This window comes from Ilumatobacter sp., from assembly GCF_030065885.1.
Taxonomy (GTDB): Bacteria; Actinomycetota; Acidimicrobiia; order Acidimicrobiales; family Ilumatobacteraceae; genus Ilumatobacter.
The window spans coordinates 1-22323 of record NZ_JASJCS010000073.1; the positions used below are offsets into that span (position 1 = coordinate 1).

Annotated in this window: 23 protein-coding genes and 1 tRNA gene; 16 read left to right on the forward strand and 8 right to left on the reverse strand. The window is 69.9% G+C overall.

Going from position 1 to position 22323, the window contains the following annotated elements; genetic code table 11:
• On the reverse strand, positions 1 to 577 hold a 577-nt coding region (locus QNJ12_RS15290), incomplete at its 3' end, for a hypothetical protein (RefSeq protein ID WP_300623818.1).
• Positions 578 to 846: 269 nt separating this feature from the next.
• On the opposite strand from QNJ12_RS15290, the gene QNJ12_RS15295 reads away from it, so the two are divergent.
• From QNJ12_RS15295 to QNJ12_RS15310, 4 genes are all read left to right on the forward strand, one after another.
• Positions 847 to 1221, forward strand: coding sequence for a hypothetical protein (locus QNJ12_RS15295; RefSeq protein WP_300623819.1), 375 nt, complete (start codon positions 847 to 849; stop codon positions 1219 to 1221).
• Between the two features lie 4 nt (positions 1222 to 1225).
• Positions 1226 to 2413 (forward strand): toll/interleukin-1 receptor domain-containing protein, encoded by a 1188-nt coding sequence (locus tag QNJ12_RS15300; protein ID WP_300623821.1) that lies wholly within the window; start codon positions 1226 to 1228, stop codon positions 2411 to 2413.
• A 127-nt stretch (positions 2414 to 2540) separates the two neighbouring features.
• A complete protein-coding gene (locus QNJ12_RS15305; protein ID WP_300623823.1) occupies positions 2541 to 3446 on the forward strand; it encodes a universal stress protein in 906 nt (301 codons plus the stop codon).
• Positions 3443 to 5830 (forward strand): HAD-IC family P-type ATPase, encoded by a 2388-nt coding sequence (locus tag QNJ12_RS15310; protein WP_300623825.1) that lies wholly within the window; start codon positions 3443 to 3445, stop codon positions 5828 to 5830. The genes QNJ12_RS15305 and QNJ12_RS15310 overlap by 4 nt, the downstream gene beginning before the upstream one ends.
• Positions 5831 to 5957: 127 nt before the next feature.
• Here QNJ12_RS15310 and QNJ12_RS15315 read toward each other — a convergent pair whose 3' ends face one another.
• Positions 5958 to 6221, reverse strand: a complete 264-nt coding sequence (locus QNJ12_RS15315; protein ID WP_300623827.1) for a hypothetical protein — start codon at positions 6219 to 6221, stop codon at positions 5958 to 5960.
• 70 nt (positions 6222 to 6291) lie between these two features.
• Positions 6292 to 6864: a hypothetical protein gene (locus QNJ12_RS15320; RefSeq protein WP_300623829.1), complete on the reverse strand. Its 573-nt coding sequence runs from the start codon at positions 6862 to 6864 to the stop codon at positions 6292 to 6294.
• Between the two features lie 25 nt (positions 6865 to 6889).
• Here QNJ12_RS15320 and QNJ12_RS15325 point away from each other — a divergent pair, with 25 nt between their 5' ends.
• Entirely contained in the window at positions 6890 to 7648 is a 759-nt protein-coding gene (locus QNJ12_RS15325) for an inositol monophosphatase (protein WP_300623831.1), read from the forward strand.
• 13 nt (positions 7649 to 7661) lie between these two features.
• On the opposite strand, the gene QNJ12_RS15330 is transcribed toward QNJ12_RS15325, so the two are convergent.
• Positions 7662 to 8537 carry a crotonase/enoyl-CoA hydratase family protein gene (locus QNJ12_RS15330; RefSeq protein WP_300623833.1) on the reverse strand — a complete coding sequence of 292 codons (876 nt, stop codon included), beginning with the start codon at positions 8535 to 8537 and terminating at the stop codon, positions 7662 to 7664.
• Positions 8538 to 8652: 115 nt separating this feature from the next.
• Between QNJ12_RS15330 and QNJ12_RS15335 the strand changes: the two genes are divergently transcribed.
• The 3 genes from QNJ12_RS15335 to QNJ12_RS15345 are packed head-to-tail and all read left to right on the forward strand — an operon-like array spanning position 8653 to position 12822.
• Entirely contained in the window at positions 8653 to 11376 is a 2724-nt protein-coding gene (locus QNJ12_RS15335; protein ID WP_300623834.1) for a hypothetical protein, read from the forward strand.
• Positions 11366 to 12175 (forward strand): ABC transporter ATP-binding protein, encoded by an 810-nt coding sequence (locus tag QNJ12_RS15340; protein ID WP_300623836.1) that lies wholly within the window; start codon positions 11366 to 11368, stop codon positions 12173 to 12175. The genes QNJ12_RS15335 and QNJ12_RS15340 overlap by 11 nt, the downstream gene beginning before the upstream one ends.
• The gene (locus QNJ12_RS15345; RefSeq protein WP_300623839.1) at positions 12172 to 12822 is read left to right on the forward strand and encodes an ATP-binding cassette domain-containing protein; all 651 of its coding nucleotides are present in this window, start codon (positions 12172 to 12174) and stop codon (positions 12820 to 12822) included. The genes QNJ12_RS15340 and QNJ12_RS15345 overlap by 4 nt, the downstream gene beginning before the upstream one ends.
• A gap of 70 nt (positions 12823 to 12892) precedes the next feature.
• Here the strand turns inward: QNJ12_RS15345 and QNJ12_RS15350 are convergent, their stop codons facing one another.
• Positions 12893 to 14257: a pyridoxal-dependent decarboxylase gene (locus tag QNJ12_RS15350; protein ID WP_300623841.1), complete on the reverse strand. Its 1365-nt coding sequence runs from the start codon at positions 14255 to 14257 to the stop codon at positions 12893 to 12895.
• Between the two features lie 100 nt (positions 14258 to 14357).
• On the opposite strand from QNJ12_RS15350, the gene QNJ12_RS15355 reads away from it, so the two are divergent.
• Entirely contained in the window at positions 14358 to 15281 is a 924-nt protein-coding gene (locus QNJ12_RS15355; RefSeq protein WP_300623843.1) for an MBL fold metallo-hydrolase, read from the forward strand.
• Between the two features lie 29 nt (positions 15282 to 15310).
• Positions 15311 to 15384 (forward strand) — tRNA-Val (locus QNJ12_RS15360).
• 151 nt (positions 15385 to 15535) lie between these two features.
• Here the strand turns inward: QNJ12_RS15360 and QNJ12_RS15365 are convergent.
• A complete protein-coding gene (locus QNJ12_RS15365; RefSeq protein ID WP_300623845.1) occupies positions 15536 to 16015 on the reverse strand; it encodes a MarR family winged helix-turn-helix transcriptional regulator in 480 nt (159 codons plus the stop codon).
• An 88-nt stretch (positions 16016 to 16103) separates the two neighbouring features.
• Between QNJ12_RS15365 and QNJ12_RS15370 the strand changes: the two genes are divergently transcribed.
• Genes QNJ12_RS15370 through QNJ12_RS15385 form a run of 4 tightly spaced genes read left to right on the forward strand, consistent with a single transcriptional unit; the run spans position 16104 to position 18581 of the window.
• Complete coding sequence (locus tag QNJ12_RS15370; protein WP_300623847.1) at positions 16104 to 17015, forward strand: pirin family protein; 912 nt, start codon at positions 16104 to 16106, stop codon at positions 17013 to 17015.
• Between the two features lie 29 nt (positions 17016 to 17044).
• Positions 17045 to 17593, forward strand: coding sequence for an NADPH-dependent FMN reductase (locus tag QNJ12_RS15375; RefSeq protein ID WP_300623849.1), 549 nt, complete (start codon positions 17045 to 17047; stop codon positions 17591 to 17593).
• Positions 17590 to 18102 (forward strand): YceI family protein, encoded by a 513-nt coding sequence (locus QNJ12_RS15380; RefSeq protein ID WP_300623851.1) that lies wholly within the window; start codon positions 17590 to 17592, stop codon positions 18100 to 18102. Before QNJ12_RS15375 ends, QNJ12_RS15380 begins: the two co-directional genes overlap by 4 nt.
• Positions 18099 to 18581, forward strand: coding sequence for a hypothetical protein (locus tag QNJ12_RS15385; protein ID WP_300623853.1), 483 nt, complete (start codon positions 18099 to 18101; stop codon positions 18579 to 18581). The genes QNJ12_RS15380 and QNJ12_RS15385 overlap by 4 nt, the downstream gene beginning before the upstream one ends.
• Before the next feature lie 243 nt (positions 18582 to 18824).
• Here the strand turns inward: QNJ12_RS15385 and QNJ12_RS15390 are convergent, their stop codons facing one another.
• Positions 18825 to 19367 carry a YdeI family protein gene (locus QNJ12_RS15390; RefSeq protein ID WP_300623855.1) on the reverse strand — a complete coding sequence of 181 codons (543 nt, stop codon included), beginning with the start codon at positions 19365 to 19367 and terminating at the stop codon, positions 18825 to 18827.
• 299 nt (positions 19368 to 19666) lie between these two features.
• Between QNJ12_RS15390 and QNJ12_RS15395 the strand changes: the two genes are divergently transcribed.
• Positions 19667 to 21361, forward strand: a complete 1695-nt coding sequence (locus tag QNJ12_RS15395) for a glycoside hydrolase family 9 protein (protein WP_300623858.1) — start codon at positions 19667 to 19669, stop codon at positions 21359 to 21361.
• Positions 21288 to 22169 carry a glucosamine-6-phosphate deaminase gene (gene nagB, locus QNJ12_RS15400; protein WP_300623860.1) on the forward strand — a complete coding sequence of 294 codons (882 nt, stop codon included), beginning with the start codon at positions 21288 to 21290 and terminating at the stop codon, positions 22167 to 22169. Before QNJ12_RS15395 ends, nagB begins: the two co-directional genes overlap by 74 nt.
• A gap of 36 nt (positions 22170 to 22205) precedes the next feature.
• On the opposite strand, the gene QNJ12_RS23765 is transcribed toward nagB, so the two are convergent.
• Positions 22206 to 22310, reverse strand: coding sequence for a YdeI/OmpD-associated family protein (locus QNJ12_RS23765; RefSeq protein ID WP_367281798.1), 105 nt, complete (start codon positions 22308 to 22310; stop codon positions 22206 to 22208).
• Positions 22311 to 22323 lie beyond the last annotated feature (13 nt).

Consider the following 22323-nt stretch of genomic DNA (forward strand, 5'->3'; position numbering starts at 1 on the left):
GGCTGACCGTGGCGGCTCCGTGTTCGAAGCGGGCCCCGATGTCGTTGAGCAACGATCCCGACAACGTCACGTCCGCTGCCATGTTGATCGTGTTGGTGTTGACCACCGCACCCGACCAACCCCCACCCAACCACTCCGTCGTCCCCGAGAGGGTGAGGTCGGCGACGGCAAGTGGACCGGAGGCCGTGAAGTCGCCGCTGATCTCCGAGGTGGCAGCCAGATCGAGCGAGCTCGCGGCGGGCAGCACGATCGACTCGGTGGCCGTGAGGCTGTTCACGTCGGCCGGGATGTCGATGGTCACCGTGACGTCGGCGGCGGGTCGGTCGATGCACACATCGTCCATCAACCCGGGAACCGTGCCGGTGTCCCAGTTGGAGCCCTGACTCCAGTCACCGGAGACGTCGACGTCCCACGATGCCGTGCAGGTGACTGCGCTGACAGACTCCGGTGAGTTCGTCAGGAGCCATCCTGCGAGTCCCACCGGCACGAGCGCCGCCCCGGCGAGCACGAGGATCGAGCGTCTCCAAGCGACGCTGCTCCTGCGATGCAGATCCGCCAGGAAGGAGCGCACGCGCACGATCCACCTCGGTTCGCCGCTGGTTTCAACGTAGGCCGGTCGTCCGGCACGTGGATAGGGCCGTTCTCCCTGAATCGGGCAGGTGAGGAGTGTGACTCGCTGGGCGAGACCCGGCAATGCACGACCGACACCACCGGGGCATCGCAGCCCGGCTCCTCCGTAGGTCATCGTGCCGTTCAGCCCTTGCAGGCGGGCTCGAATCGGCAGGACACTACAGGGGAGGGACTGCCCCGCGGCCGTTGGGCCGCGCACCACGAAGGGAGTTCTCGATGTCACTGAAGCGGATGCCACGCACCGAGCGGGAGCGAGCGCTCAGAACCATGTACGAGTACCGGCGGCAACTGCCGCCCGATGTACGGATGCGAGTGACCAACGAGTACGCGGACTACCGGCCGTTCAGGTTCCTGGCTGCGTTCGCCCTGCTCATGATGCTGATCGTCCCGGCGTTCATCGACGGCATGGGTTGGGCGGATCTGATGAAGGAACGGGCTTGGTGGGCCGATCTGTTCCTGCTGGTCCTCGGCGGGCTCGCCGGCTCGGTCATGTACGACGGGCGTCACGGAGTCGGTCTCGCGAGAGGCCCGGCGTTGACGCTCTCCGTGGGACTCGTCATCGCCCTGGCGGCCGTGCTGGTGCTCTTCTGACCCGATGCAGTACGGACTCTGGGTGTTCCTGGGCGTCCTGACCGCGACGGTCGCACGACGCGCCCGATGGGCACTGGGCGTGCTGTTGCTCGTCGTGTTCGGCGCGCTCGCGTCGATCGCAGTGCGTCAGGACGGTGAGCTCGCAGGCCCCGCCCTCGTCGGCTGGCTGTTGGCGCTCCTGCTCACCTCGGCGGGATGGGCAGAGCGTCGTGCCGCCCGGGACCCACTCGCCCAGGGACGGCGTCGCCTCCTGTTCGTCTCGTTCCGGAGCACCGACGTGCTGCTCGCGCGGGCAGTGTGCGAGCAGCTGATCGCGAGCGGTGTGGGCGTCTGGTTCTGCGAGTACGAGGTCGGGATCCCCGACTACGACGAGTGGGATCGCCTCGTCGACGCTGGGATCGACGCCGCAGCCGGCAGCGTGGCGTTCGTCGGTGCCGACTACGTCGACTCGGAGCACTGCCGGGACGAGATGACCCGGATGCTTGCGCAACATGGACCGCACGGGGTCCTGATCATCGAATGCGGCGACGATCATGGCCGGACGGAGGAGCGATTTCCCGAGCTCGCGTCCTGCGAACGCATTGCCTCGCAGGATCCCGAGGAGATCGTGCACGAGGTCCGCCGGCTCGCACCATTCGACATCCCCGAGCAACCGCCTGTCCGGGTCACGTCGACCCACGAGGCGGCCGAGTGGATGGTGCTCGGCTCACCGTTCCGGCTGGACGCCGACGGGTGGCGTGTCACCTCGCCGGGTCGCGGGCAGATCTGGCAGGAGGAGAACGAGGGCCCTCAGCTCCAACTCGCCAACCCCGCCCACTCGGTGTTCTGCAACGTGTACGCCGGGCCGCAGGACCGCGAAGCGATCGAGCTCGTGCGCGACGACCGCGCGGTGTACAGGGCGACGATGCGGCAGGCAGCGCGGCACTACCGCAAGCTCGGCGTCGGGGTGCCGCGAGGCCTCCACCTGCTGCGGCACGGCGGGCAAGGGCAGTTCGCCGTCACGTACCGGATGCCCGGCTACTGGACGCGCAAGTACTCGATCCTGCTGGTCGACGCGTCGGATCGCGGTGCCGAGTTCGTGTTCACCTTCGGCGTGCCCGGTTCGTTCGTCGACTTCTGCAGGGTCGCCGCCCACATGGATCGACTCGTCACGTCGCTCGAGTGGGGCGATCGCAGCCGGCGCGCCGCCTGACAACGTCGCCGGACTCACGACGGTCGGCCCGGTCTCCGATTCCTGGCCGGCGCGACAGGCTGCGTCGGACCAATGGCCCTGGCTCGCCGGCGCGGCGCCCACCTACCGTGATGGTGGGAGGTCTGCCATGTCCGGTCGTTCACGCCTGGTGGTCGGGCTCGACGGTTCCGACGAGTCGATGGTGGCGCTGCGGTGGGCCGCGGCCGCGCTCCAGCCCGGCGGCAACCTGCACGCAGTGCATGTCGTGTCCGCGATGGGCGAGCTCGCCGCCGACGCCGTGATGGGCGACAGCGTGTCGTTCCGCCACCACCGGGAGGACGAGCTGGACCGATGGCTCGAGCCACTCGATGACGACGAGTGCGAGGTCGAGGGCAGGGTGGTCGAGGGTACGCCGGCGCCCGAGCTGCTGGCCGCGGCTGCCCACCTCGAGCCCGACGCGATCGTCGTCGGCCACCACCCGAAGTCGCGATTCGGTCCCCAGCTCGTCGGCAGCGTCACCGCCGAGCTGCTCCGCGAGACGGAGTGCCCGGTGATCGTGGTACCCGGCACCTGGGACCCGCAGTCAGCGGCCGATGCGCCGATCGTCGTCGGGGTCGGCGTCGGTGAGGCCACGCACGCCGCGATCCGCTTCGGTCTGTCGATGGCGCTCGACACCGGCGCCGGACTGAGTCTCGTGCACGCGCTCGGGCCGCGCTCGATGTTCCGTCCCGACGGGATGCTCGACGTGCTCGCGTACTACGTCGACCCGTCGTTGCTCCCGCAGTGGGTCGAGGAGGACTTGTGGGAGACGGCGTCCGAGATCGAAGCGTCGACCGAGCACGGCGTCGAGATGTCGCTGACGGTCGAGCGGGGCCGGATCGGTCACAAGCTGCTCCAGGCCGGCGAGCACGCCCAGCTGCTCGTCATCGGGCGTGGTGAACCGCCGTTCCGCGGCCGGACCATGGCGCCGTTCCTCCACCGCGCACTCACCCACGCGACGTGCCCGATCGCGGTCGTTCCGGTCGAGCACGCCCGCGAGGTCGAGGTGGCGTGACACGTTCATCGGACGCTGAACCGCCGGCGGCGACGCCGGTTCTCGAGGCCGCGGCGCACCGCGGCCTGACGACCGCCGAGGTCGACGAGCAGCGCGCCCTCGGCCGCGTCAACGAACAGCCCGAACGGACCTCGCGGTCGTACCTCGGGATCGTGCGCAGCAACGTGCTGACCCGCTTCAACGCGATCATCACCGTGCTCGCGGTCGTCGTGCTGGTCGTCGGTCACCCGATCGACGCGATCTTCGCCGGCGTGATGGTGTTCAACACGATCATCGGGATCGTGCAGGAGGTCCGGGCGAAGCGCACGCTCGATCGGCTCAGGGTGCTGATCACACCGACGGTGACCGTCTACCGCGACGGCGCGCCCGGTGAGGTCGCACCGAGCGAGCTCGTCAGCGGTGACGTGATCGAGTTGCGCGCCGGCGACCAGGTGCCCGTCGACGGCGACGTGCTCGAAGCGCACGGCTTCGACGTCGACGAGTCCGCGCTGACGGGCGAGGCCGACGCGATCAGCAAGGAGGTCGCGGACGAGGTCCGCTCGGGGAGCGTCGTCGTCGGCGGCCGTGCCGTCGTGTTGGCCACCGCCGTCGGCGACGAGACGTGGATCTACCAGTTGCTCGCCCAGGCGAAGGAGTTCGTGCTCGCAACCTCTGAACTGCGCCGCGGCGTCGACCAGATCCTGCGGATCGTCGGCTATGCGATCGCTCCGTTGGCGGCGCTGCTGCTGTGGAGTCAGCTCCGCGACGAGAACGACGTGGGCGAAGGGCTCGTCGCGGCGGTCGCCGGCGTCGTCGGCCTCGTCCCGCAGGGCCTCGTTCTGCTGGTCAGCATGGCGCTCGCCGTGGCCGTGATCCGCCTCGCTCGGAACCACGTGATCGTCCAGGAGCTCCACGCCGTCGAGGGGCTGGCTCGCATCGACGTGCTCTGCCTGGACAAGACCGGGACGCTGACGACCGGGGCGATGACGCTCGACCGGATCGAGGCGTTCGGTGCCGCCGACGATCAGGTGGCAGACGCGGTGGCTGCCCTGGCGGGTGCCGAACCGACGCCGTCCGCCACGCTGACGGCAGCTGCGGCAGGCAGGCCGGCGCCCGGGTGGCGGGTCGAGTCGCAGGTCGCGTTCTCGTCGGACAGGAAGTGGAGCGGCACGACGTTCGTCGAGGGCGGCACCTGGGTCGTCGGCGCGCCCGAGGTGCTCATCGCCGGCTCGCAGCACGAGGCGGTCGCCCGCGTCCGGGAGCGGATGGCTGCGCTGGCCGAGGACGCCCGCCGAGTCCTGCTGGTCGCCCGGTCGCAGCGCGTGCTCGACGAACCGGTGGTCCCACCCGATCTGGAACCCGTGGGGCTGGTGGTCCTCGCCGAGGAGGTGCGCAGCGACGCTGCCGAGACGATGCGCTACTTCGCCGAGCAGCACGTCGAGCTCAAGATCATCTCGGGCGACAACCCGGTCACGGTCTCAGCGGTCGCCGATCGACTCGGGGTCGAGGGCGCCACGAGCTACGTCGATCTCCGCGACGTCGATCTCGCCGGACCGGCCCGCCAGGTCGACGAGCTCGTCGCGTCGACCACCGTCTTCGGGCGCGTGTTGCCGCAGCAGAAGCGCGAGCTGGTCGAGGCGTTGCAGCGCACGGGACACACCGTGGCGATGACCGGCGACGGCGTCAACGACATCCCGGCGCTGAAGAAGGCCGACATCGGCATCGGCATGGACACCGCGACGGCGGCGACCAAGGCGGTCAGCCAGCTCGTGCTGCTCGACGGGCGATTCGACCGTCTCCCGGCCGTGGTGGGCGAGGGGCGCCGGGTGATCACCAACATGGAGCGCGTCTCGGCGCTGTTCGTCACGAAGACCGTCTACGCAGCCGCGTTCGCGCTGGTCATCGGCATCTGGGGAGCTGCGTTCCCGTTCCTGCCGCGGCACATGAGTCTCGTGTCCGAGGTCACGATCGGCGTCCCGGCGTTCGCGCTGAGCTTCCGATCGGCGAGCCGCCCCTACCGCCCGGGCTACCTCCGGCGGGTGATGCGCTTCGCCGTGCCGGCCGGGCTGGTCGCGGCGACGGTGACGCTCGTCGCGTACTGGCTGATCCGATCGCCGATCTCCGACGCCAGCCTCGACGAGGCGCGCACCGCGGCCACGCTGACGCTGCTGTCGGTTGCGTTCTGGGTGCTCTACCTGCTGATGCGGCCGCTCGACCGCTTCGACACGTACGTGCTGGTGGGCATGATCTCGGTCGCCGCGCTGATCGTCAGCACCCCGCTCGGTCGCAAGTTCTACGCGATCGACTGGCCGGACATCACCACCTCACTGCTCGTCGGCGCCTACGCGTTCGGCTCGGTGATGCTGCTGTCGCTCGCCGTGACGCTTCGGCAGCGTTTCCGCTGACCGGACCGGGCCGGCGAACTCGGCGAGGCGGACCCCGCCAGGGCTGGGAGGCGAGGAGTTCGGCGCAGCGAGCACGGTAGCTCCGTGGCGCGGCCGCTCGATCGGCTGCGCCACGCGTGCAGCCCGTTCAGTCGGAGGGTTGCTCGATCGCGTCGATGAAGAGGTCGACGTCGGCGTCCTCGCCGCCGACCAACCAGACCACGTCACCCTCGCCGTCACCGTCCCGCCACGGCATCACCCCGTCGACGTTGTAGCGGTCGACCGTGATGTCGCTGTCGCCGTCGCGCACCGGCGCGATGATCGACAGCTCGACGACGGCGTCACCGGGGTGATGGCTGAGCATGTCGATCAGCTCGGCGACCGTCAGGCCCTCGCGTTGCTCCAGCTCCATGACATCCCCCTCTTGGATGGTCGGTTCTGATGGCGGTCGGGTACGGCGGCCCGATGTCGGCGGCGGGTGGTCAGTACGGCTCGCGCAGCCATGACTCGGCGTGTTCGAGCAGGTACAGACTGACATGTTTGCACCGTTCGAGGGCCTGTGCGACGGACCCGTCGTTGTTGAGGTACACGTCGGCGAGGTCGAGGGCGATGCGGGCGACGATCGACAGGCTGCGTTCGGCCTCGTCGGTGACGCTCGGGAACGAGTCGATCGCCGAGACCTCGACGGGGAGGTCGAGCCCGCCGACACCGGCGATCTCGGTGGCGAGCACGAGGAGGTCGGGCGGGTGCGTCAGAGGTGGGAGGGTCCAGGTGAACAGCAGCGGGAACGTGAACCCCTTGGGCGGGTCGTCGTCGGGGTCCTCCATCTTCATCACGTCGTCTTCGAAGCCGAGCAGTGCTCGCGGGTCGACGTCGAGCGACAGGTGGAGGTCGATCGGACCGGCGCACGCCTCCTCGGGGTGGAGGTCGACCTCCCACAGCTGCCGGAGCGAGTACGTCTCGACGAAGTGCCGTTCGTCGTGGACGTGGAAGCCGTAGTCGATGGCCTGGCTCTTCAAGTCGGCGACGAAACCCGCTACGTCGATCACTGCCACGCCCTGGACACTACCGTCGGATGCCGTGATCGAATCGAGGCTGACCAGGGCGATCGCCACCTTCGACCTCGCAGCCGACGCCGTCGCCGGCGTGCTGCGGGCCACCACCGACTGGGGCGGATCCGGTCTGCGCGAGGGCCAGTACGCCGTCGACCTCGACGCCGACGCCGCCTGCCTCGACGTGCTGTACGGAGCCGGCTTCAGGGTGCTGTCCGAGGAGAGCGGCGTCACGGGCCCGTCAGGATCGGAGTCCGCGCCGATCGTCGTCGTCGATCCGCTCGACGGTTCGACCAACGCGTCGCGTGGCGTGCCGTGGTTCGGTACGGCGCTGTGCCTCGTCGACGACGACGGGCCGGCGGCCAGCCTCGTCGTCAACCACGCAACCGGCGAGCGGTTCACGGCCGTGCGCGACGCAGGAGCGCAGCGCGACGACGAGCCGATCGCGCCGTCAGGGGCGACCGAGATGTCCGCCGCAATCATCGGTGTCTCCGGCCTGCCGACCCACCACTACGGCTGGGCCCAGTTTCGGGCGTTGGGTGCGTCGGCGCCGGACCTCTGCGCGGTGGCGTGCGGTGTGATCGACGCCTGGTGCGACATGTACGACGACGGCCACGGGGTGTGGGACTACCTCGCTTCGGTGCTGATCGTGGCGGAGGCGGGCGGCGTGGTGGCCGAGGTGAACGATCGCGAGTTGTGCGTGCTCGACCCCACCGAACGGCGTGCACCGGTGGCGGCTGCCACCCCGGAGCTGCTGGCAGCTGTGCTCGAACAGCGCCGGCAGTGACCGCGCCGGCGGTTCACGCGTCGATCGGACCGTCCGGCGATTCCTCCCGCTCGCCGTAGTCGCCGAACGGTCGATCGCGCTCGCGCACCGCCTCGCGGAACCCGACCTCGCCCGAGCGGGCCACGAAGTCGAGGCCCTCTTGGGTGTGCCGTGCGACCCCGTCGAAGAGCGTGCCCAGCCGGCGCGACGACGTCGGGTCGTACATCTGGTCGGCGACGGCGTTGAGCGACCACGTGATCATCTCGAGCTGGTTGCCCGGTACCCGGGCGATCCGCTGGGCGAGCGCCATCGCGTGGTCGTGCAGGTCGGTGTCGGGCACGACCTCGAGCACGGCGCCCATCTCGCGGGCCTCGGCAGCCGTGAACTCGTCGCCGGTCAGCATGTAGCGGCGCGCGTTCTGGAGCCCGAGGCGGGCGACCCAGTTCCACGGGGCCTCCGGCACACCCCAGACCCGTGACGGCGGGTAGCCGAACCGCGCCGACTCGGCTGCGACGATCAGGTGGGCGTTGAACACGATGTTCGTACCGCCGGCGATGCACCAGCCCTGCACAGCGGCGACCGTCGGCTTCGAGCAGTCGTGCAGCTTCGCCCAGGTGTCGGCAAACGAGCGGATCATGTGCTGGTCGCGGACCGAGTCCCAGACCGGGCGGGCGCCGCTCTCCTCGTCGGCCTGCGCCTCGGTACTCCAGTCGAGGTCGTAGCCCGCGCAGAACGCCGCGCCCTCGGCGTCGAGCAGGATCACCCGCACGCCGGCGTCTCGTTCGGCGGCATCGATGGCGGCCCCCAGTTCGTCGCGGAGTTGCGGCGTGATGGTGTTGTAGCGCTCGGGCCGGCACAGCGTCAGCCGCCGTACGTGCCCGTGCGTCTCCTCGCGGAGCGTGTCACCCATGCGTGCATGCTCGCGGATCTCGCCTCGCACCGCGCCAACGGGTGTGGTGGCCGGCGAGCGTCGTAGCGATGTAAGCGCTTTCACCCGGCGGGGTGCTGGCGTAGTGTCGGTCCTGATGGCTCGTGCGTCGGGGGTGTGGTGGCGATGGATCACGGTGCCCTGGCACGAGTGGTCGCTGGCCGGAGCGCTGATCGCCGCGGCGGCGGCGCCGGTGATGCTGGTGGCGTCCGCCGACGTGTGGCGCGCGGCGAGCGAGGACGACATCGCGGCGCGCACCGTCGAGGACGTCCCGCTCGACCGCAACGGCATCGACGTGCTCATCGAGGCGGCCTTCGATCCCGACACCGTGTCCGCCGCCGACGCAGCGATCCGCGGTGAGCTCGACGTGATCGCCGAGGTCGGCGAGGCGACCCGCACCGTCTACACGCTGCCCGGTCTGCTCACGATCGGGCCGCCGCCGTTGCGGCAGGTCGGCCCGCCGGGGCGGCTGCTCGCACGCGACGGCGCGCTCGACCACGTGAACATCGTCGAGCAACTCGACGACACGTCGGACGGGGTCTGGGTCACGACGTGGTTCGCCGAGCGGCGCGAGCTCGAGCTCGGCGACGGGCTCGCCTTCGAGGCCGGTGCGATCGTCGACGAGCAATGGAACGACCTCGTCCAGGGCGGCGGCGCCAACTCGGTGTTCCGCATCGTCGGCCTGTACGAACCGCTGTGGTCGGCCGATCCCGACCACGAGCTGAACGACTACTGGCGCGGCGTGTCGCCCGAGCTGGTGCCCCGCTTCCTGTCCACGTTCAACGGACCGAACGCCGAGCTGGTGCTCGCCGAGGAGGCGGCTGTCCTGACGAGTGGACTCACCGGCGTCGCGCGGTGGCGGGCGCCGCTCGCGACGATCCCCGACGAGTTCGACGAGGTGCGCACGCTCCGCAACCGGTTCCGCCGCTTCGAGGGCGAACTGGTCGGGACGGGTGAGCTGGGGGCGGCGATGGCCGACATCGCGACGTCGGCGGGCGGGCGCCCACGGCTGACGAGCGACCTGTTCGAGACGGTCGCCGGGATCGAGTCGGCGGCACGGCAGCTCGCCGGACCGCTGGGAGCGGCGCAAGGTCTCGGCGGCGTCGTCGGCCTCGTCGCGACGGTGGCCGTCGGCGTGTTCTTCGTCGAGCGACGGCGTTCCGAGTTCCGGCTGCTGGCGAGCGAGGGCGAGCGCTGGCCGGCCATGTCGGCTCGGCTCGCCGGCCAGCTCGTGCTCCCCACCGCGGTGGGCGCCGTGGTCGGCGTCGGCGCCGCGCTCGCTGGACCCAGGTGGTTCGGCCCTGCCCGCAGCTATGAGGTGGCCGCGGTGCCGTGGAGCACCGTCGCGCTGGCGGCGGGGACCGCCCTCGCCCTGGCGTCGCTGACCGGCGGCGTCGTCGGCGCCCGGACGCTGCAGGCCGCCGACCGTCGCCTCGCGCGGGTCGTCGGGCGCGTGTTGGCGGGCGTGCTGGTGCTGGCGACGGTCGGCGCCTGGGTCCAGGTGGGCCGGACCTCCGCGGTCGACGCCGAGTCCCTCGATCTCGTGGTCGTCGCGCTCCCCGTGCTGGCCGTGCTGCTGGCCGTCGTCGCCCTGCTGGCCGTCGTCGCCCGCCTCGTGCGCCTGCCCGGCCGTCGCATCGAGCGGCTGCCCGTCGAGGGGTTCCTGGCGCTGCAGCGCCTGGCCGGCGGCTCGACCGGGGTGCGGATGGTCGCGGGCGCGCTCGGCATCGGCATCGGGCTCCTCGTGTTCGCCGTGGCGCTGACGTCGACGCTCGACCGCACGGTCGACGTCAAGCTCGCGACGGAGGTGGGTGGCGAGACGACGGTCACGATCATCGACGAGCTCCCCGACGAGTTCCGGGCTCCCGCCCCGACGACCGTGATCAGGTTCTTCGACACGCTGCTCGCGCCGGGCGGCACCCGCGCCCGCGTCATCGCCGTCGACCCGGAGACCTACGCAGACGCGGTCGCCTGGCCCGACGAGTTCGGCGCCGACATCGACGACGTGCTCGCCGACCTCGGCGGCTCCTTCGACGAGTCGGTGCCCGTCATCGGCGTCACCGGCGAGGGTGGTCCGTCGACCGGAGCATTCGGCCTCGCTCAGACCTACCCGTACCGGACCATCGGTCGCATCGGGTCGTTCCCGGGTGCCGGCGAGAACCGCGTGAGCTTCCTCGCGCTCGCCGACTCGATCGACGGTCTCGCGTTGATCGAGGCCGGGCTCTCCTCGCCGGAGGAGGCGGCCGAGATCAACCTGCGGCTCCCGGTGGAGCGGTTCCGTCGGCGCGTGATCTCCCGCGCCTCGCCGGAAGAGCTCACCGCCGCGCTGGACACCGTGGGCGTGCGCTATCGCGACGTCGTGACGAGCAGCGATCGCAGCCAGGACCCGTCGATCATCGCCACCCGCTCGGCGTTCGCCTACCTCGGTGTCATCGGGGTGGCCGCGGCGACGGCTGCGGTCGTCGCGCTCGCGCTGTTCCTGTCCGCGCGGCGCCGGGTGCGGGCGTTGACGAGCGTGATGACACGCGTGATGGGTCTCGCGCCGGCGCGCGCAGCCCTCGTCTCGGTGCTCGAACTGGCGGCGGTGATCGTCGTCGCCGTCGGTGCCGGCTTCCTGGCCGCGCCGGTCGTCGTGCGCCGGTTGTCCGAACGGTTCGACCCCGCGCCGGGCCGGCCGCCGGACGTGCCGGTGCTGGTGTCATGGCTCCCGTTGATCGGGGCAGCGGTCGCCGGGGTCGTGCTCGTCGGCATCGGGGTGTACTGGTCCGAGCGATGGGCGGCACGCCGCCCCGCCGCGGAGGTCGTACGCGATGCGGGCTGAGCCGATCCTGCGCTGCGACCACCTGGTGCGCTTCTACGACACGCCGTCGGGGCGGGTGCAGGCCGTGCGCGGCGTCGACATCGAGCTCCCCGCCGGCGTGACGGCGGCCGTCGTGGGGCCGTCGGGGTCGGGCAAGTCGTCGCTGCTGCGGATGTTGGCCGGCCTCGACCGGCCGACCGCCGGCACCGTGCTGGTCGGCGGCGTCGACCTCTGGCAGCTGACCGAGCGGGCGCGGGCACGACGCCGGGCGCATCTCCTGACGCACGTCTACCAGCGGCCGAGCGACAACCTGTTCGCCCACCTGACCGCTCGCATGCAGCTCCGCCGCCTGGTCCGCGGCTCGGGCGACGGCGTCGTCGGCGAGTGGCTCGAGCGGCTCGGGCTCTCGCACCGCGCCGATCACACGCCCGACGACATGTCCGGCGGCGAACGGCAGCGGTTGGCGTTCGCGCGGGCGGCGGTGGCCGGTCACCAGCTCGTGATCGCCGACGAGCCGACGTCGCAGCTCGACTCCGTCAGCGCCCGCGGGGTGATGGACGCGGTGGCTGCCCTGTCGTCGGCCGGCGTGACGGTGCTGTTCGCCACCCACGATCGCCGCGTGCTCGAACACGTCGACCAGGTGATCGCGCTGCGGGACGGCGCGGTGGCGACGGTGACCTCGGCGGGTTCCGAGCTGGCGGTGATCGATCGCTCCGGCCGGCTCCAGCTGCCGCCCGAACTGCAGGAGCGGTTCCCCGATCGGCGGGTACGGCTCGTCTGGGACGAGGACGACGACCACGTGCGGCTGGAGGAGCCGTGACGGCCGCCGTGGCGCACGAGGAGGCGCTGCTAGAGCTCCGCGGTGCGAGTCGGACCTTCCGGACCCGCGCCGAGACGATCGCGGCGGTGGCCGACGCGTCGCTCACGTTGCAGACCGGCGAGATCGTCGGCCTCGCTGGGCCCTCCGGATCGGGCAAGACGACGTTGCTGCACCTGATCATGGGATGGGAACGCCCGGACGCCGGCACGGTCGAACTCCACGAGGGCCTGCCCTCGGGATGGTCGGGCCTCGCCGTCGTGCCACAGGAGCTGGGCCTGCTCCCCGAGTTGACCGCCCGGCAGAACGTCGAGCTCGCGGGACGTCTCGGCGGCGGCCTCGCCCGCTCGACCGCGGAGCTGTTCGACCATCTCGGCCTCGCCGAGCTCGCCGATCGACTGCCCGACGAGCTGTCGCTCGGTGAGCAGCAGCGCGTCGCCGTGGCGCGAGCGGTCGCTGCCGCTCCGATGCTGCTGGTGGCCGACGAACCGACCGCCCATCAGGACGAGCAACACGGCGACGCCGTGATGGAGACCCTCCGGGAGGTCGCAAGCAGCGGGGGAGCAGTGCTGGTCGCCACGCACGACGAGCGGATCCTCGGCGTGGTCGATCGCATCGTGCGCATGCTCGACGGCCACCTCTCGACGTGACGAACGGATCGTGCTGCAGCGATGGTGCGACGCGCGATGGCGCCAGGCACCATCGGTTCGGCAGCTCGACTCAGAGGTGGTGGGCGAGCTCGACGATGACCGCTGCGGCTCGCTCGGCGTCGTGCACCGTCGTCTTCCACGACGAGACGCTCACCCGCATCGCGGTCTCGTCGTGCCACTGGGTCGGCCCGCACCAGATCCGCCCGTCCTCTTGCACGGCGGCGATCAACCGCTCGGTCGTCGGCCCGTCGACATGGCGGACGAGCACCTGGTTGAGGTCGACGTCGTTGAGCACGTCGACGCCGGCCTCGGTGAGCCGTGCGCCGATCACGCGGGCCGCGTCGCTCGACTGCTGCACCATCGCAGCGACGCCCGATCGACCGAGCGTGCGCAGCACCGCCCACACCTCGATCTGGCGGGCGCGCTGGGACGACTGCGGGGTGTGGTGCATCGCCTCGAAGCCGTGCTCGGGTGGCAGATATCCGGCGACCGAGGCGAATGTGCGCCGCAGTGCACCCTCGCGCTGCACGAAGGCGATCCCGCTGTCGTAGGTGACGTTCAGCCACTTGTGGGCGTCGGTGGCCAGCGAGTCGGCGCGGCGTAGGCCGGTGACGAGGTGCTGCCGGGTCGGGTCGGCGAGCGCCCACAGCCCGAACGCGCCGTCGACGTGGAGCCACGCCGCCCGCTCGGACGCCCAATCGGCGATGTCGGCGAACGGGTCGAACGCACCGGTGTTGACCTCGCCGGCCTGCGCACACGCGAGGATCGGCCCGGCACCTGGGTCGAGGTCGGGGAGCAGCTCTGCGCGCATCCTGCCCTGGTCGTCGGCGGGCACGACGAGGACCCGCTCCCGCCCGACCCCGATCAGGCCGAGCGATTTGCCGAGCGTGCTGTGTGCCCGCTCGCCGACGACCACCTGGATCTCCGGCGCCCCGAACAGGCCGTCTCGCTGCACGTCCCACCCGGCGTCGATCAGCAGGGCGTCGCGGGCGGCGGCGAGGCAGGTGGCGTTGGCGACCGTGGCGCCGCTCAGGAACGCGACGTCGGTGGCGGTCGGCAGGCCGAGCACCTCGTTGAGCCATGCCGCCGCGACGTCGTGCAGCTTCGCGGCCGCCGGCGACATCACGGGCAGTGCTGCGTTCTGATCCCACGCGTCTGCGATGAAGGCCGCGCCGAGCGCGACGGGGTACGTGGCGCCGTTGACGAAGCCGAAGTAGTGCGGCCCGGTGGTCGCTACCGTGGCCGGACCACCGACCGTGGCGAGCAAGTCGAGGGTCTCCGTCGGATCACCTGGCCGATCGGGGAGCGGCTCGTCGAACGCCGCCAAGCCGTCGACCGCAGGCGCCGATGCCGCCACCCCACGACCGTCGATGGTGGCGGTGTAGGCGATCGCCCGAGCGGCGGCATGTCCCAGCAGGTCCTGGTCGGGGTTCATCGTTCCATCGTGGCGTGGATCTGGGCCGGGGGCCAGGTCGTTTCGCCGTCGGGTCGCTTCGCCGCCGGACGTGCCGAACCTGCCGGGTACGGTCGCGCGGGTGAGCGACACGACCCTCGACTGGTACGGCTGCGCCACGTTCGGGCTGCGGACCGCAGGCCTCCACATCCTGCTCGACGCGTACATCGATCGGGCCGGGAACGCTGCCGGACCGCAGCCCCGCGTCACCGCCGACGACATCAACGACTGCGATTGGATCGTGATCGGCCACGCCCACTTCGACCACCTCTACGGCGCCGAGCGGGTGATGGCCAACACCGACGCCCGCCTGATCGGCAGCTACGAGTCGGTGCGGGTGATGGAGCAGGCCGGTGTACCCGTCGAGCGGATGATCCCCGTCGCCGGCGGCGAGACCGTCGCGCTCGAGGGCGCCGCTGGGCCGGCGACCGTGTCGGTGTTCCCGAGCCAGCACAGCTGCGTGTGGTCGCACGGTCAGATGGGTCAGCCCGACGAGGTCTGCCTCGGCGACCTGGGCGTGACGTGGCAGGAGCAGCGGCGGCGTTTCGACGAGCTGATGCGATACCTGAGCACCGAGCTCGACCCGGCAGCGATCGAGCACATGATCGCGTCGCTCGCCGGCCACAGCGACCGCGGCGACGGGGGAGCGCTGGTGTACCGGTTCGACCTGCCCGACGGCACGCTGCTGTTCCAGGACACATCCGGTCACTGGTCGGGCGTGATGGAGGACCTGACAGCCGACGTCGCGATCCTCGCCGCGGCCGGTCGCGGCAACATCGACGGCGAGCCGATCCAGGGATCGCTCGCGCACTTCGTCGCCCGCCAGGTCGCGATGATCTCGCCCAAGCGGGTGCTCCTGTGCCACCACGACGACTGGCTGCCCGGCTTCTCGGTTGCGACCGACGCGTCCTCGATCGCCACCGAGATCGACGCCGTCTCGCCCGACACGGAGCTGCTCGAGGTCGACTACCTCGCCGGCACGCGGATCTTCGACTTCGACGACTGACCTACACCGGTAGGCTCGACCCCTGCTTCGGGCGCATAGCTCAGTTGGCTAGAGCGCTGCCCTTACAAGGCAGATGTCGGGGGTTCAAGTCCCTCTGCGCCCACTCGTTGTCGTAATCACAACGTTTGCCCAAGCCAGAGGTCGTTTCTGACGTTCCTTCGCGAACTGACCTGATCGCGCTCCTTCAAACCCTCGCGCCGCTGCGTCACCGCCGCGGGGCCCGACTTCCAGGCGCTCGTCCCGCAGGGTGATGCCTAGGGCTTCTGCGGCGCGAACGCGTCGTGGTCGCACAGCGCGTGCGCGACCTTCGACATCGCATTGGCCAACGCCGCGGTCTCAGCGTCGTCGAGATGGTCGAAGATCAGCGCCCGGACGTCGCCGACATGTACCGGTGCTACGCGTTCGAGGAGTTCGCGCCCGGCGGTCGTGAGCGTGGCGTTCTTGCCACGACCATCGTCAGGGTCGGCCGCGATCTCGACGTGGCCGCGCTCGATCATCGTCCGGAGCCGGTGCGTCAGGCGACTCTGGGACAGGTTGGCGGTATCGGCGAGCTCGGCGAGCCGCATCGTGTCGCCGGGAGCCGACGAGAGCGCGACGAGGATCGAATAGTGGACCACCAGCAGGTCATGCTCCTTCAACGTCCGCTCGAGCGTGGGCAGGCCTCGGTTCACGAACACCAGCAGGGCGCGCCACGCCAGCTGCTGGGTCTCGTCGAGCCACCGGTCGTCCGTCACACCATCACCCTAGTGGTTGACGCGACAACAATCCCCCATTAAGTTGACTCGTCAAGAAGATATTTGATGGGTCAACAAAGGAGGAGAAGTGTACGACTGCCCCGCCACGACAGCGCCCACCACTCGCAGTGTCGAACAGATCATTCCGGCTTCGAGCACGCTCGAAGGCGGCGGATTCGAGGTCTACCGGTCGTTCCCCGGCCATGCGGGCGACTCGTTCGACCCCTTTCTCCTCCTCGACGAGATGGCGCCACACCATCACCCACCTGGCGAGGCGGTCGGTGCGCCGGCACACCCCCATCGCGGCTTCGAGACGGTGACCTACATCCTGCGGGGTGAGGTCGAACACCGTGACTCGGCCGGCAATCACGGCGTCATCGGTCCCGGCGACGCCCAGTGGATGACCGCGGGCGACGGCATCGTGCACTCGGAGATGCCCAGCGGCCGCATTCAGACCGAAGGGGGCGTGGGGCACGGCCTCCAGCTGTGGGTCAACCTCCCTGCGGCGCTCCGACGCACCCCGCCGAAGTACCAGGCGCTGCCCGCAGACCAGATGGCCGTCGCCAGCGGCACGGGATGGTCGGCCGACGTCGTCGCCGGCTCGATCCTTGGCGCCACCGGTCCGGCCAGCACGCACACCCCGATCGGCTTCGCCCGCCTCACCGTCGAGCCCAGCACGACACTGCGCGTCCCTACCACTGACGGCCACACTGCGCTCGTCTACGCGTTCGCCGGCTCTGCCGCTGTGGGCGCCGAAGGACGCGACCTGCTGGCCCACCATCTCGCCGTCTTCGCCGACCGAGGTGGCGACATCGTGCTCGCCGTCGACGACGACGCCACGGAGTCGCTCGACTGCATCGTGCTCACCGGCGAGCCGATCGGCGAGCCGATGACCCGCTACGGGCCGTTTGTGATGAACACCTCCGCCGAGATCGATGAAGCCATCTCGGACTTCAACGCCGGCCGCATGGGCGCCATCGCCGCGACCGGCACCACCTGAACCCCCTCACCATCGAAAGCAGGACCCCCATGAGACTCCTCGTCTTCGCTGCCACCACGAGCCGCGAGTCGATCAACCGACAACTGCTGGACTACGCCGTCCAGCTCCTCGCCGATGACGTCGAGGTCGAGATGATCGACCTGAACGACTACGAGATGCCGATCTACAGCATCGACCGAGAGCAGGAAGGCGGCATTCCGGACGCCGCCCAGGACTTCTTCGACAGGATCGGCGCAGCCGATGCCGTGCTGATCTCGTTCGCCGAGCACAACGGCTTCTACACGGTCGCCTACAAGAACGTCTTCGACTGGGCCTCACGCATCGACATGCGCGTGTATCAGGACAAACCGGTCGTGCTGTTCTCCACCTCGATCGGCCCGGGCGGCGGCGCGAACGTGCTCAAGACCGCGGTCACGTCGGGACAGTTCTTCGGCTACGACGTGAAGGCCAGCCTCTCGATCCCGAGCTTCCATGAGCGCTTCGACACGGAGTCTGGTGCGCTGCGGGACCCCGAGCTCGACCGTCAGTTCCGCGCCGCCCTGGCGAGCTTCGATGAGACGGCAGGCGTCGCGGCATGACGACGACACGACCCACCCCAGGCACGTGGACGCTCGATCCGTCCGCCACCACCATCGTCGTGACTGCCAAGAAGCTCGGCCTCTTCACGATCCCGGCCACGCTCAACGTCGTGTCGGGCACGATCGAGATCGGCGCCGACCACCAGGTGACCAGCGTCGAGATCGTCGCCGACGCCTCCTCCTACGCCAGCAAGAACGCCAAGCGCAACGAGCACATCATCGGCCCGGACTTCCTCGATGCCGAGACGCACCCCACCATCGTGTTTCGGTCCGGCCACGTCGCCCCTACCGACGCGGGTCTCGTGTCGAACGGGACCGTGGCGGTGAAGGGGCGGGCAACGACGATCGACGTGACCGTCTCGGACGTGGACGTCGCCGACGCGGCGGGGGCGTTCGTCGCAGCGGCGACAATCGATCGGAACGCCATCGGCGTCGACAAGCTGCCGTCGGCGGTCATCGGCCGACAGCTGGACATCACCGTCAATGCCTCGGCGAGCCTGAGCTCATGACGGCGCCATCCGTTGCACACGAGCCCGACGCCATGGGCTCCACCAGCATCAGACTGCTGCAACTCACCGCCGTCCTTTGGGTGGTCTGGGGGCTCGTTCACATGCTTGCCGGCGTCTTGACGATGGGTCGCGACACCGGCGACGCAGTCGGCGGAATCGCCGACGCGGTCGACCAGTCGACCCTCGACCTGGACTACCCCGACGCCGTCGGCGCCATCATCAACCAGCACGGGTTCAATCTGTTCTGGATCGGTGCCGTCACCCTCGTCTGTGCCGTGTTCATCTGGCGCCGATCGATGCCGGCTGCGTTCCTCGCGGCCCTCGTGGGTGGGCTGGCCGACGTCGGCTACTTCGTGTTCCTCGACCTCGGGGACCACGTGAACTTCGTCCCCGGAACGGTCATGACCCTCTTCTCGGCGACCGCCATCATCGCCACGTTCGTGGTGTACCGCACCGAGCGGGCCAGGCCGGCGGTCTGAGGCGGACCGCCCTTTCTTCGTCCGGAGCGGGCGGGCAATCGAGGCGCCCGCGACGGTCGGCGGCGACGACAGCGGCGGACTCGCCGTCAACCTCGCAGTTCGGGCAACGACGTCGCCGACGCCGGAGAAGCCTCGGTCACCCGCACGGTTGCCGACCTCGTCGTCCGCTCGGGACTGACCTTCGCGAACCACGGGAACCACAACCTCAGAGGCCCGTCGCCGGCGCCGAGGCGGTCCAGCCCGCTAGTAGTTGGGGACCTTCGCACCGCGAGCCGCGTGGGCGGCGATGGTCTCGATGCGTTTGGCCCGGGTCGCTTCTCGCTTCGCCCCGGCGATCCAGCGCAGCACGTTGCGCCGATACGAGGGAGCGGCGTCGTCCCACCACGCCGACGCCTCGCGTTGGTCCAAGGTGGTGCGCAGGTCGGCGGGTTCCTCCAGCCGATCGACATCGCTGCGTGCGCGCCAGGTGCCGGCGGACTTCGCTCGCTCGATGGCGGCGAGTCCCGGTGGTCGCATGCGGCCCTCGGCGATCAGGCGCTCAGCGCGATCTCGATACGACGCCGCCCACAGCTGCTGCTTGCGGGGCGAGATGAGTTGCATGGTGCGGTCGTCGTCGAGGGCGTACCGTCGCCCGTCGATCCAGCCGTGGGCGAGCAGCGCATCGAGGACGTCTTCTCGGGACACGTAGCGATCGCGCCGTTTCGCCTTCCACGTCAGGAGGAGCACGCTGTCGCCCTGGTCGTGGTGCAAGTCGAGCCAGTCCCACAGCTCAGCGACAGACGTCACCTCCACTCGCTCCAGATCCGGGACTCTCATCGTCGTACTTCTCGCATCAGATGACGATGTTCGCGGGCGCGTCACCGGAGAGTGGTGAATGGTCGGTCTCGGTGCGGATGTCTGGGGTGCGTTCAGCGTTGGCACCACGGCCATCCAGCCACTGGGGCGGCGTGGGTGACGGGTCGGACTCGGTCCTCCGGCACCACAGACTTCCTTCAGATCCCGGAGCTCACCGCGACGGTTGGTCTTCTGTCTGCTTGACTGGAATGACCTAGTTGAGAGGCGGAGGCGGGGGTCGGGGCTCTGCGATGAAGGTGGCATTCAACCATGTGGGTTACGGCCCCGATGCGCGGAAGCGGTTCCTGATCGAAGCTCCGGCGGATGCGGAGTGGGACCACGTCGCTCTGGTGCGGCTTCCGTCCGGGGAGGAAGTGTGGCGGACCGTTCCGCAAGAGTGTGCCTCCGTCGCAGGATGGCACCTGGGCCCGTGGTGGGAGATCGACGCATCAGGCGTCACGGCGCCGGGGCGCTATGCGGTGCGATGGACGTTGACGGACGGAGCCACCGGCCAGAGTGAAGGATTCGAGATCCGTGACGGTTTGCTCGGCCAGGCCCTGATCTCGGACCTCTTGTTCCACATCAAGAGCCAGCGGTCTTCGGGGATCTGGGACAAGGCGGACTCGCAGGCTCCGCGCCTGGACGATCGAGCGGCACGCGACGTGAGTGGCGGCTGGTTCGATGCGTCGGGCGACAACAGCAAGTACCTCAGCCACCTGTCGTACGCCAACGTCATGAATCCCCAGCAGAATCCGATGGTGGCCTGGACGCTCGGGCGGGCGTGGGAGCGGTACGCCGCGCTGGGAAGCCGCAACTACTTCCGCGAGCGCCTGCGGGACGAAGCCCTGCACGGGGCTGACTGGCTGATCAGGATGCAGGACGAGGCCGGCCACTGGTACGTGACCGTCTTCGACGGCTGGACCAAGGATCCGGCCCAGCGGGAACTGTGCACCTACGCCACGCAGGAGGGTCACAAGCGCCCCGACTATCGAGCGGGCTGGCGCCACGGTGGCGGCATGGCGGTGGCGGCGTTGGCCCTTGCCGCCCGGCTCGAGGAGGGAGGGGCGTACTCCGCTGACGAGTACCGCGCGGCCGCCCTCACGGGGTTCCGTCACCTGATCGAGCACGGATCGTCCTACCTGGATGACGGCAGTGAGAACCTCATCGATGAGACCTGCGCGTTGTTGGCGGCGGCCGAGCTCGCGACGGTGCTTCCGGAGGAGGACGTGCTGACGGAACTCGATCGCCGCCTGAGCGGAATGCTGGTGCGCCGCCGGGAGACCGACGGACACGTGTGGCTCGCGATGGACGACGCAGGTGACCGGTCCTGGTTCCACGCGAGTGACGCCGGCCTGCCGGCGTTGGCGCTGGCTCGGGCAGCAGACCTCCGCCCGGACCGCAAGGACGCCACCACGGCCGTGGACCTGGCGGTGGCGTGGCTCGGGTCACAGGTGTCGCTGGGAGAGGAGGTCCGCAATCCCTTCGGCTACCCGCCCCATTGGGTGAAGGTGCCGGGGGAGGAGGGGAGACGGCAGTGGTTCTACCCCCACGAGAACCCCTCCGGTTACTGGTGGCAGGGCGAGAATGCGAAGCTGGCGTCGCTCGCCGGTGCCGTCTGGACGGTCGCACCCGCGGACGTGCGATTGGGGGACGCCGCCTCCCGCTGGATCGATTGGATCCTCGGAGCGAACCCGTTCGCCTGCTGCATGATGCACGGGCGCGGCCACGACAACCCGCACTATCAGGATGACGGCGCGTTCAACGCCCCGGGGGGCGTGTGCAACGGTGTCACCTCGGGATTCGAGGACGAGGCGGACATCGCGTTCCAACCATCGCCGTGGAACGACGACCCCGACCAGAGTTGGCGATGGGGTGAGCAATGGCTGCCGCATGCGGCTTGGTTGTTGTATGCCTTGGCCGTCCGAGATACGAACAGCGTTTCCTGACCAACGCTCGACTGGACCTGCCGTGGAAGTCATCATCCAATCCAACGCCGAGGACGGCTGCGTGCTGGGCGCCAAGATCATCGCCAAGACGGTGCGGGAGAAGCCCGACGCCGTGCTCGGCCTGGCCACGGGACGCACGCCCGAACGCCTCTATCGCGAGCTCGTGCGCATGCACCGCGAGGAGGGCCTGGACTTCAGTCGGGTCACCACGTTCAACCTCGACGAATACGTCGGGCTCCCCCCGGAGCATCGTCAGTCGTACCGCTACTTCATGAACGAGCACCTGTTCCGGCACATCAACATCGACCTGGCCAACACCCATGTGCCGGCAGGTACCGCTCAGGACCTGCAAGCGGAGTGTCGCGACTACGAGGAACGGATCACGGCTGCCGGCGGCATCGACGTGCAGTTGCTGGGCCTGGGTCGCAACGGGCACATCGGGTTCAACGAGCCCACGGGTTCGCTGCGCTCGCGCACCTGGATCAAGATCCTCTCGGAGCAGACGCTGAACGACAATGCCGCCGTGTTCGGTGATCGCGACGCCATGCCGCGCCATGCCGTCACCATGGGTATCGGCACGATCATGGAGGCGCGGCAGGTCGTCCTGCTGGCCTTCGGCCCGGCCAAGGTGCGGGCGGTGATGGAGATGATCGAGGGACCCCTGTCCGCGATCTGTCCGGGGTCGGCGCTCCAGGCGCACCCGCGGGCGATCGTCGTGCTCGACGAGGCGTCGGCGGCGGGGCTGAGATACGCCAGCCACTATCGCTGGGTCGACCAGAACAAGCTCGCCTGGCAGCGATACGACTGACCGCCGGCAGGACGCTCGCTCGACGATCCTCCGCCGTCAGTAGTTCGGGACCTTCTCACCGCGAGCTGCGTGGGCGGCGACGATGTCGATGCGTTTGGCGCGGGTCGCTTCTCGCTTCGCCCCGGCGATCCAGCGCAGCACGTTGCGCCGATAC

Excerpts from the sequence above, each read along its gene's own strand:
- QNJ12_RS15350 (WP_300623841.1), bottom strand. The coding sequence starts at position 14,257 with ATGAACCCCGACCAGGACCTGCTGGGACATGCCGCCGCTCGGGCGATC.
- QNJ12_RS15385 (WP_300623853.1), top strand. The coding sequence starts at position 18,099 with ATGACGGCGCCATCCGTTGCACACGAGCCCGACGCCATGGGCTCCACC.
- QNJ12_RS15300 (WP_300623821.1), top strand. The coding sequence starts at position 1,226 with ATGCAGTACGGACTCTGGGTGTTCCTGGGCGTCCTGACCGCGACGGTC.
- QNJ12_RS15375 (WP_300623849.1), top strand. The coding sequence starts at position 17,045 with ATGAGACTCCTCGTCTTCGCTGCCACCACGAGCCGCGAGTCGATCAAC.
- QNJ12_RS15340 (WP_300623836.1), top strand. The coding sequence starts at position 11,366 with ATGCGGGCTGAGCCGATCCTGCGCTGCGACCACCTGGTGCGCTTCTAC.
- QNJ12_RS15305 (WP_300623823.1), top strand. The coding sequence starts at position 2,541 with ATGTCCGGTCGTTCACGCCTGGTGGTCGGGCTCGACGGTTCCGACGAG.
- QNJ12_RS15315 (WP_300623827.1), bottom strand. The coding sequence starts at position 6,221 with ATGGAGCTGGAGCAACGCGAGGGCCTGACGGTCGCCGAGCTGATCGAC.
- QNJ12_RS15380 (WP_300623851.1), top strand. The coding sequence starts at position 17,590 with ATGACGACGACACGACCCACCCCAGGCACGTGGACGCTCGATCCGTCC.
- QNJ12_RS15335 (WP_300623834.1), top strand. The coding sequence starts at position 8,653 with ATGGCTCGTGCGTCGGGGGTGTGGTGGCGATGGATCACGGTGCCCTGG.
- QNJ12_RS15330 (WP_300623833.1), bottom strand. The coding sequence starts at position 8,537 with ATGGGTGACACGCTCCGCGAGGAGACGCACGGGCACGTACGGCGGCTG.
- QNJ12_RS15295 (WP_300623819.1), top strand. The coding sequence starts at position 847 with ATGTCACTGAAGCGGATGCCACGCACCGAGCGGGAGCGAGCGCTCAGA.
- QNJ12_RS15395 (WP_300623858.1), top strand. The coding sequence starts at position 19,667 with ATGAAGGTGGCATTCAACCATGTGGGTTACGGCCCCGATGCGCGGAAG.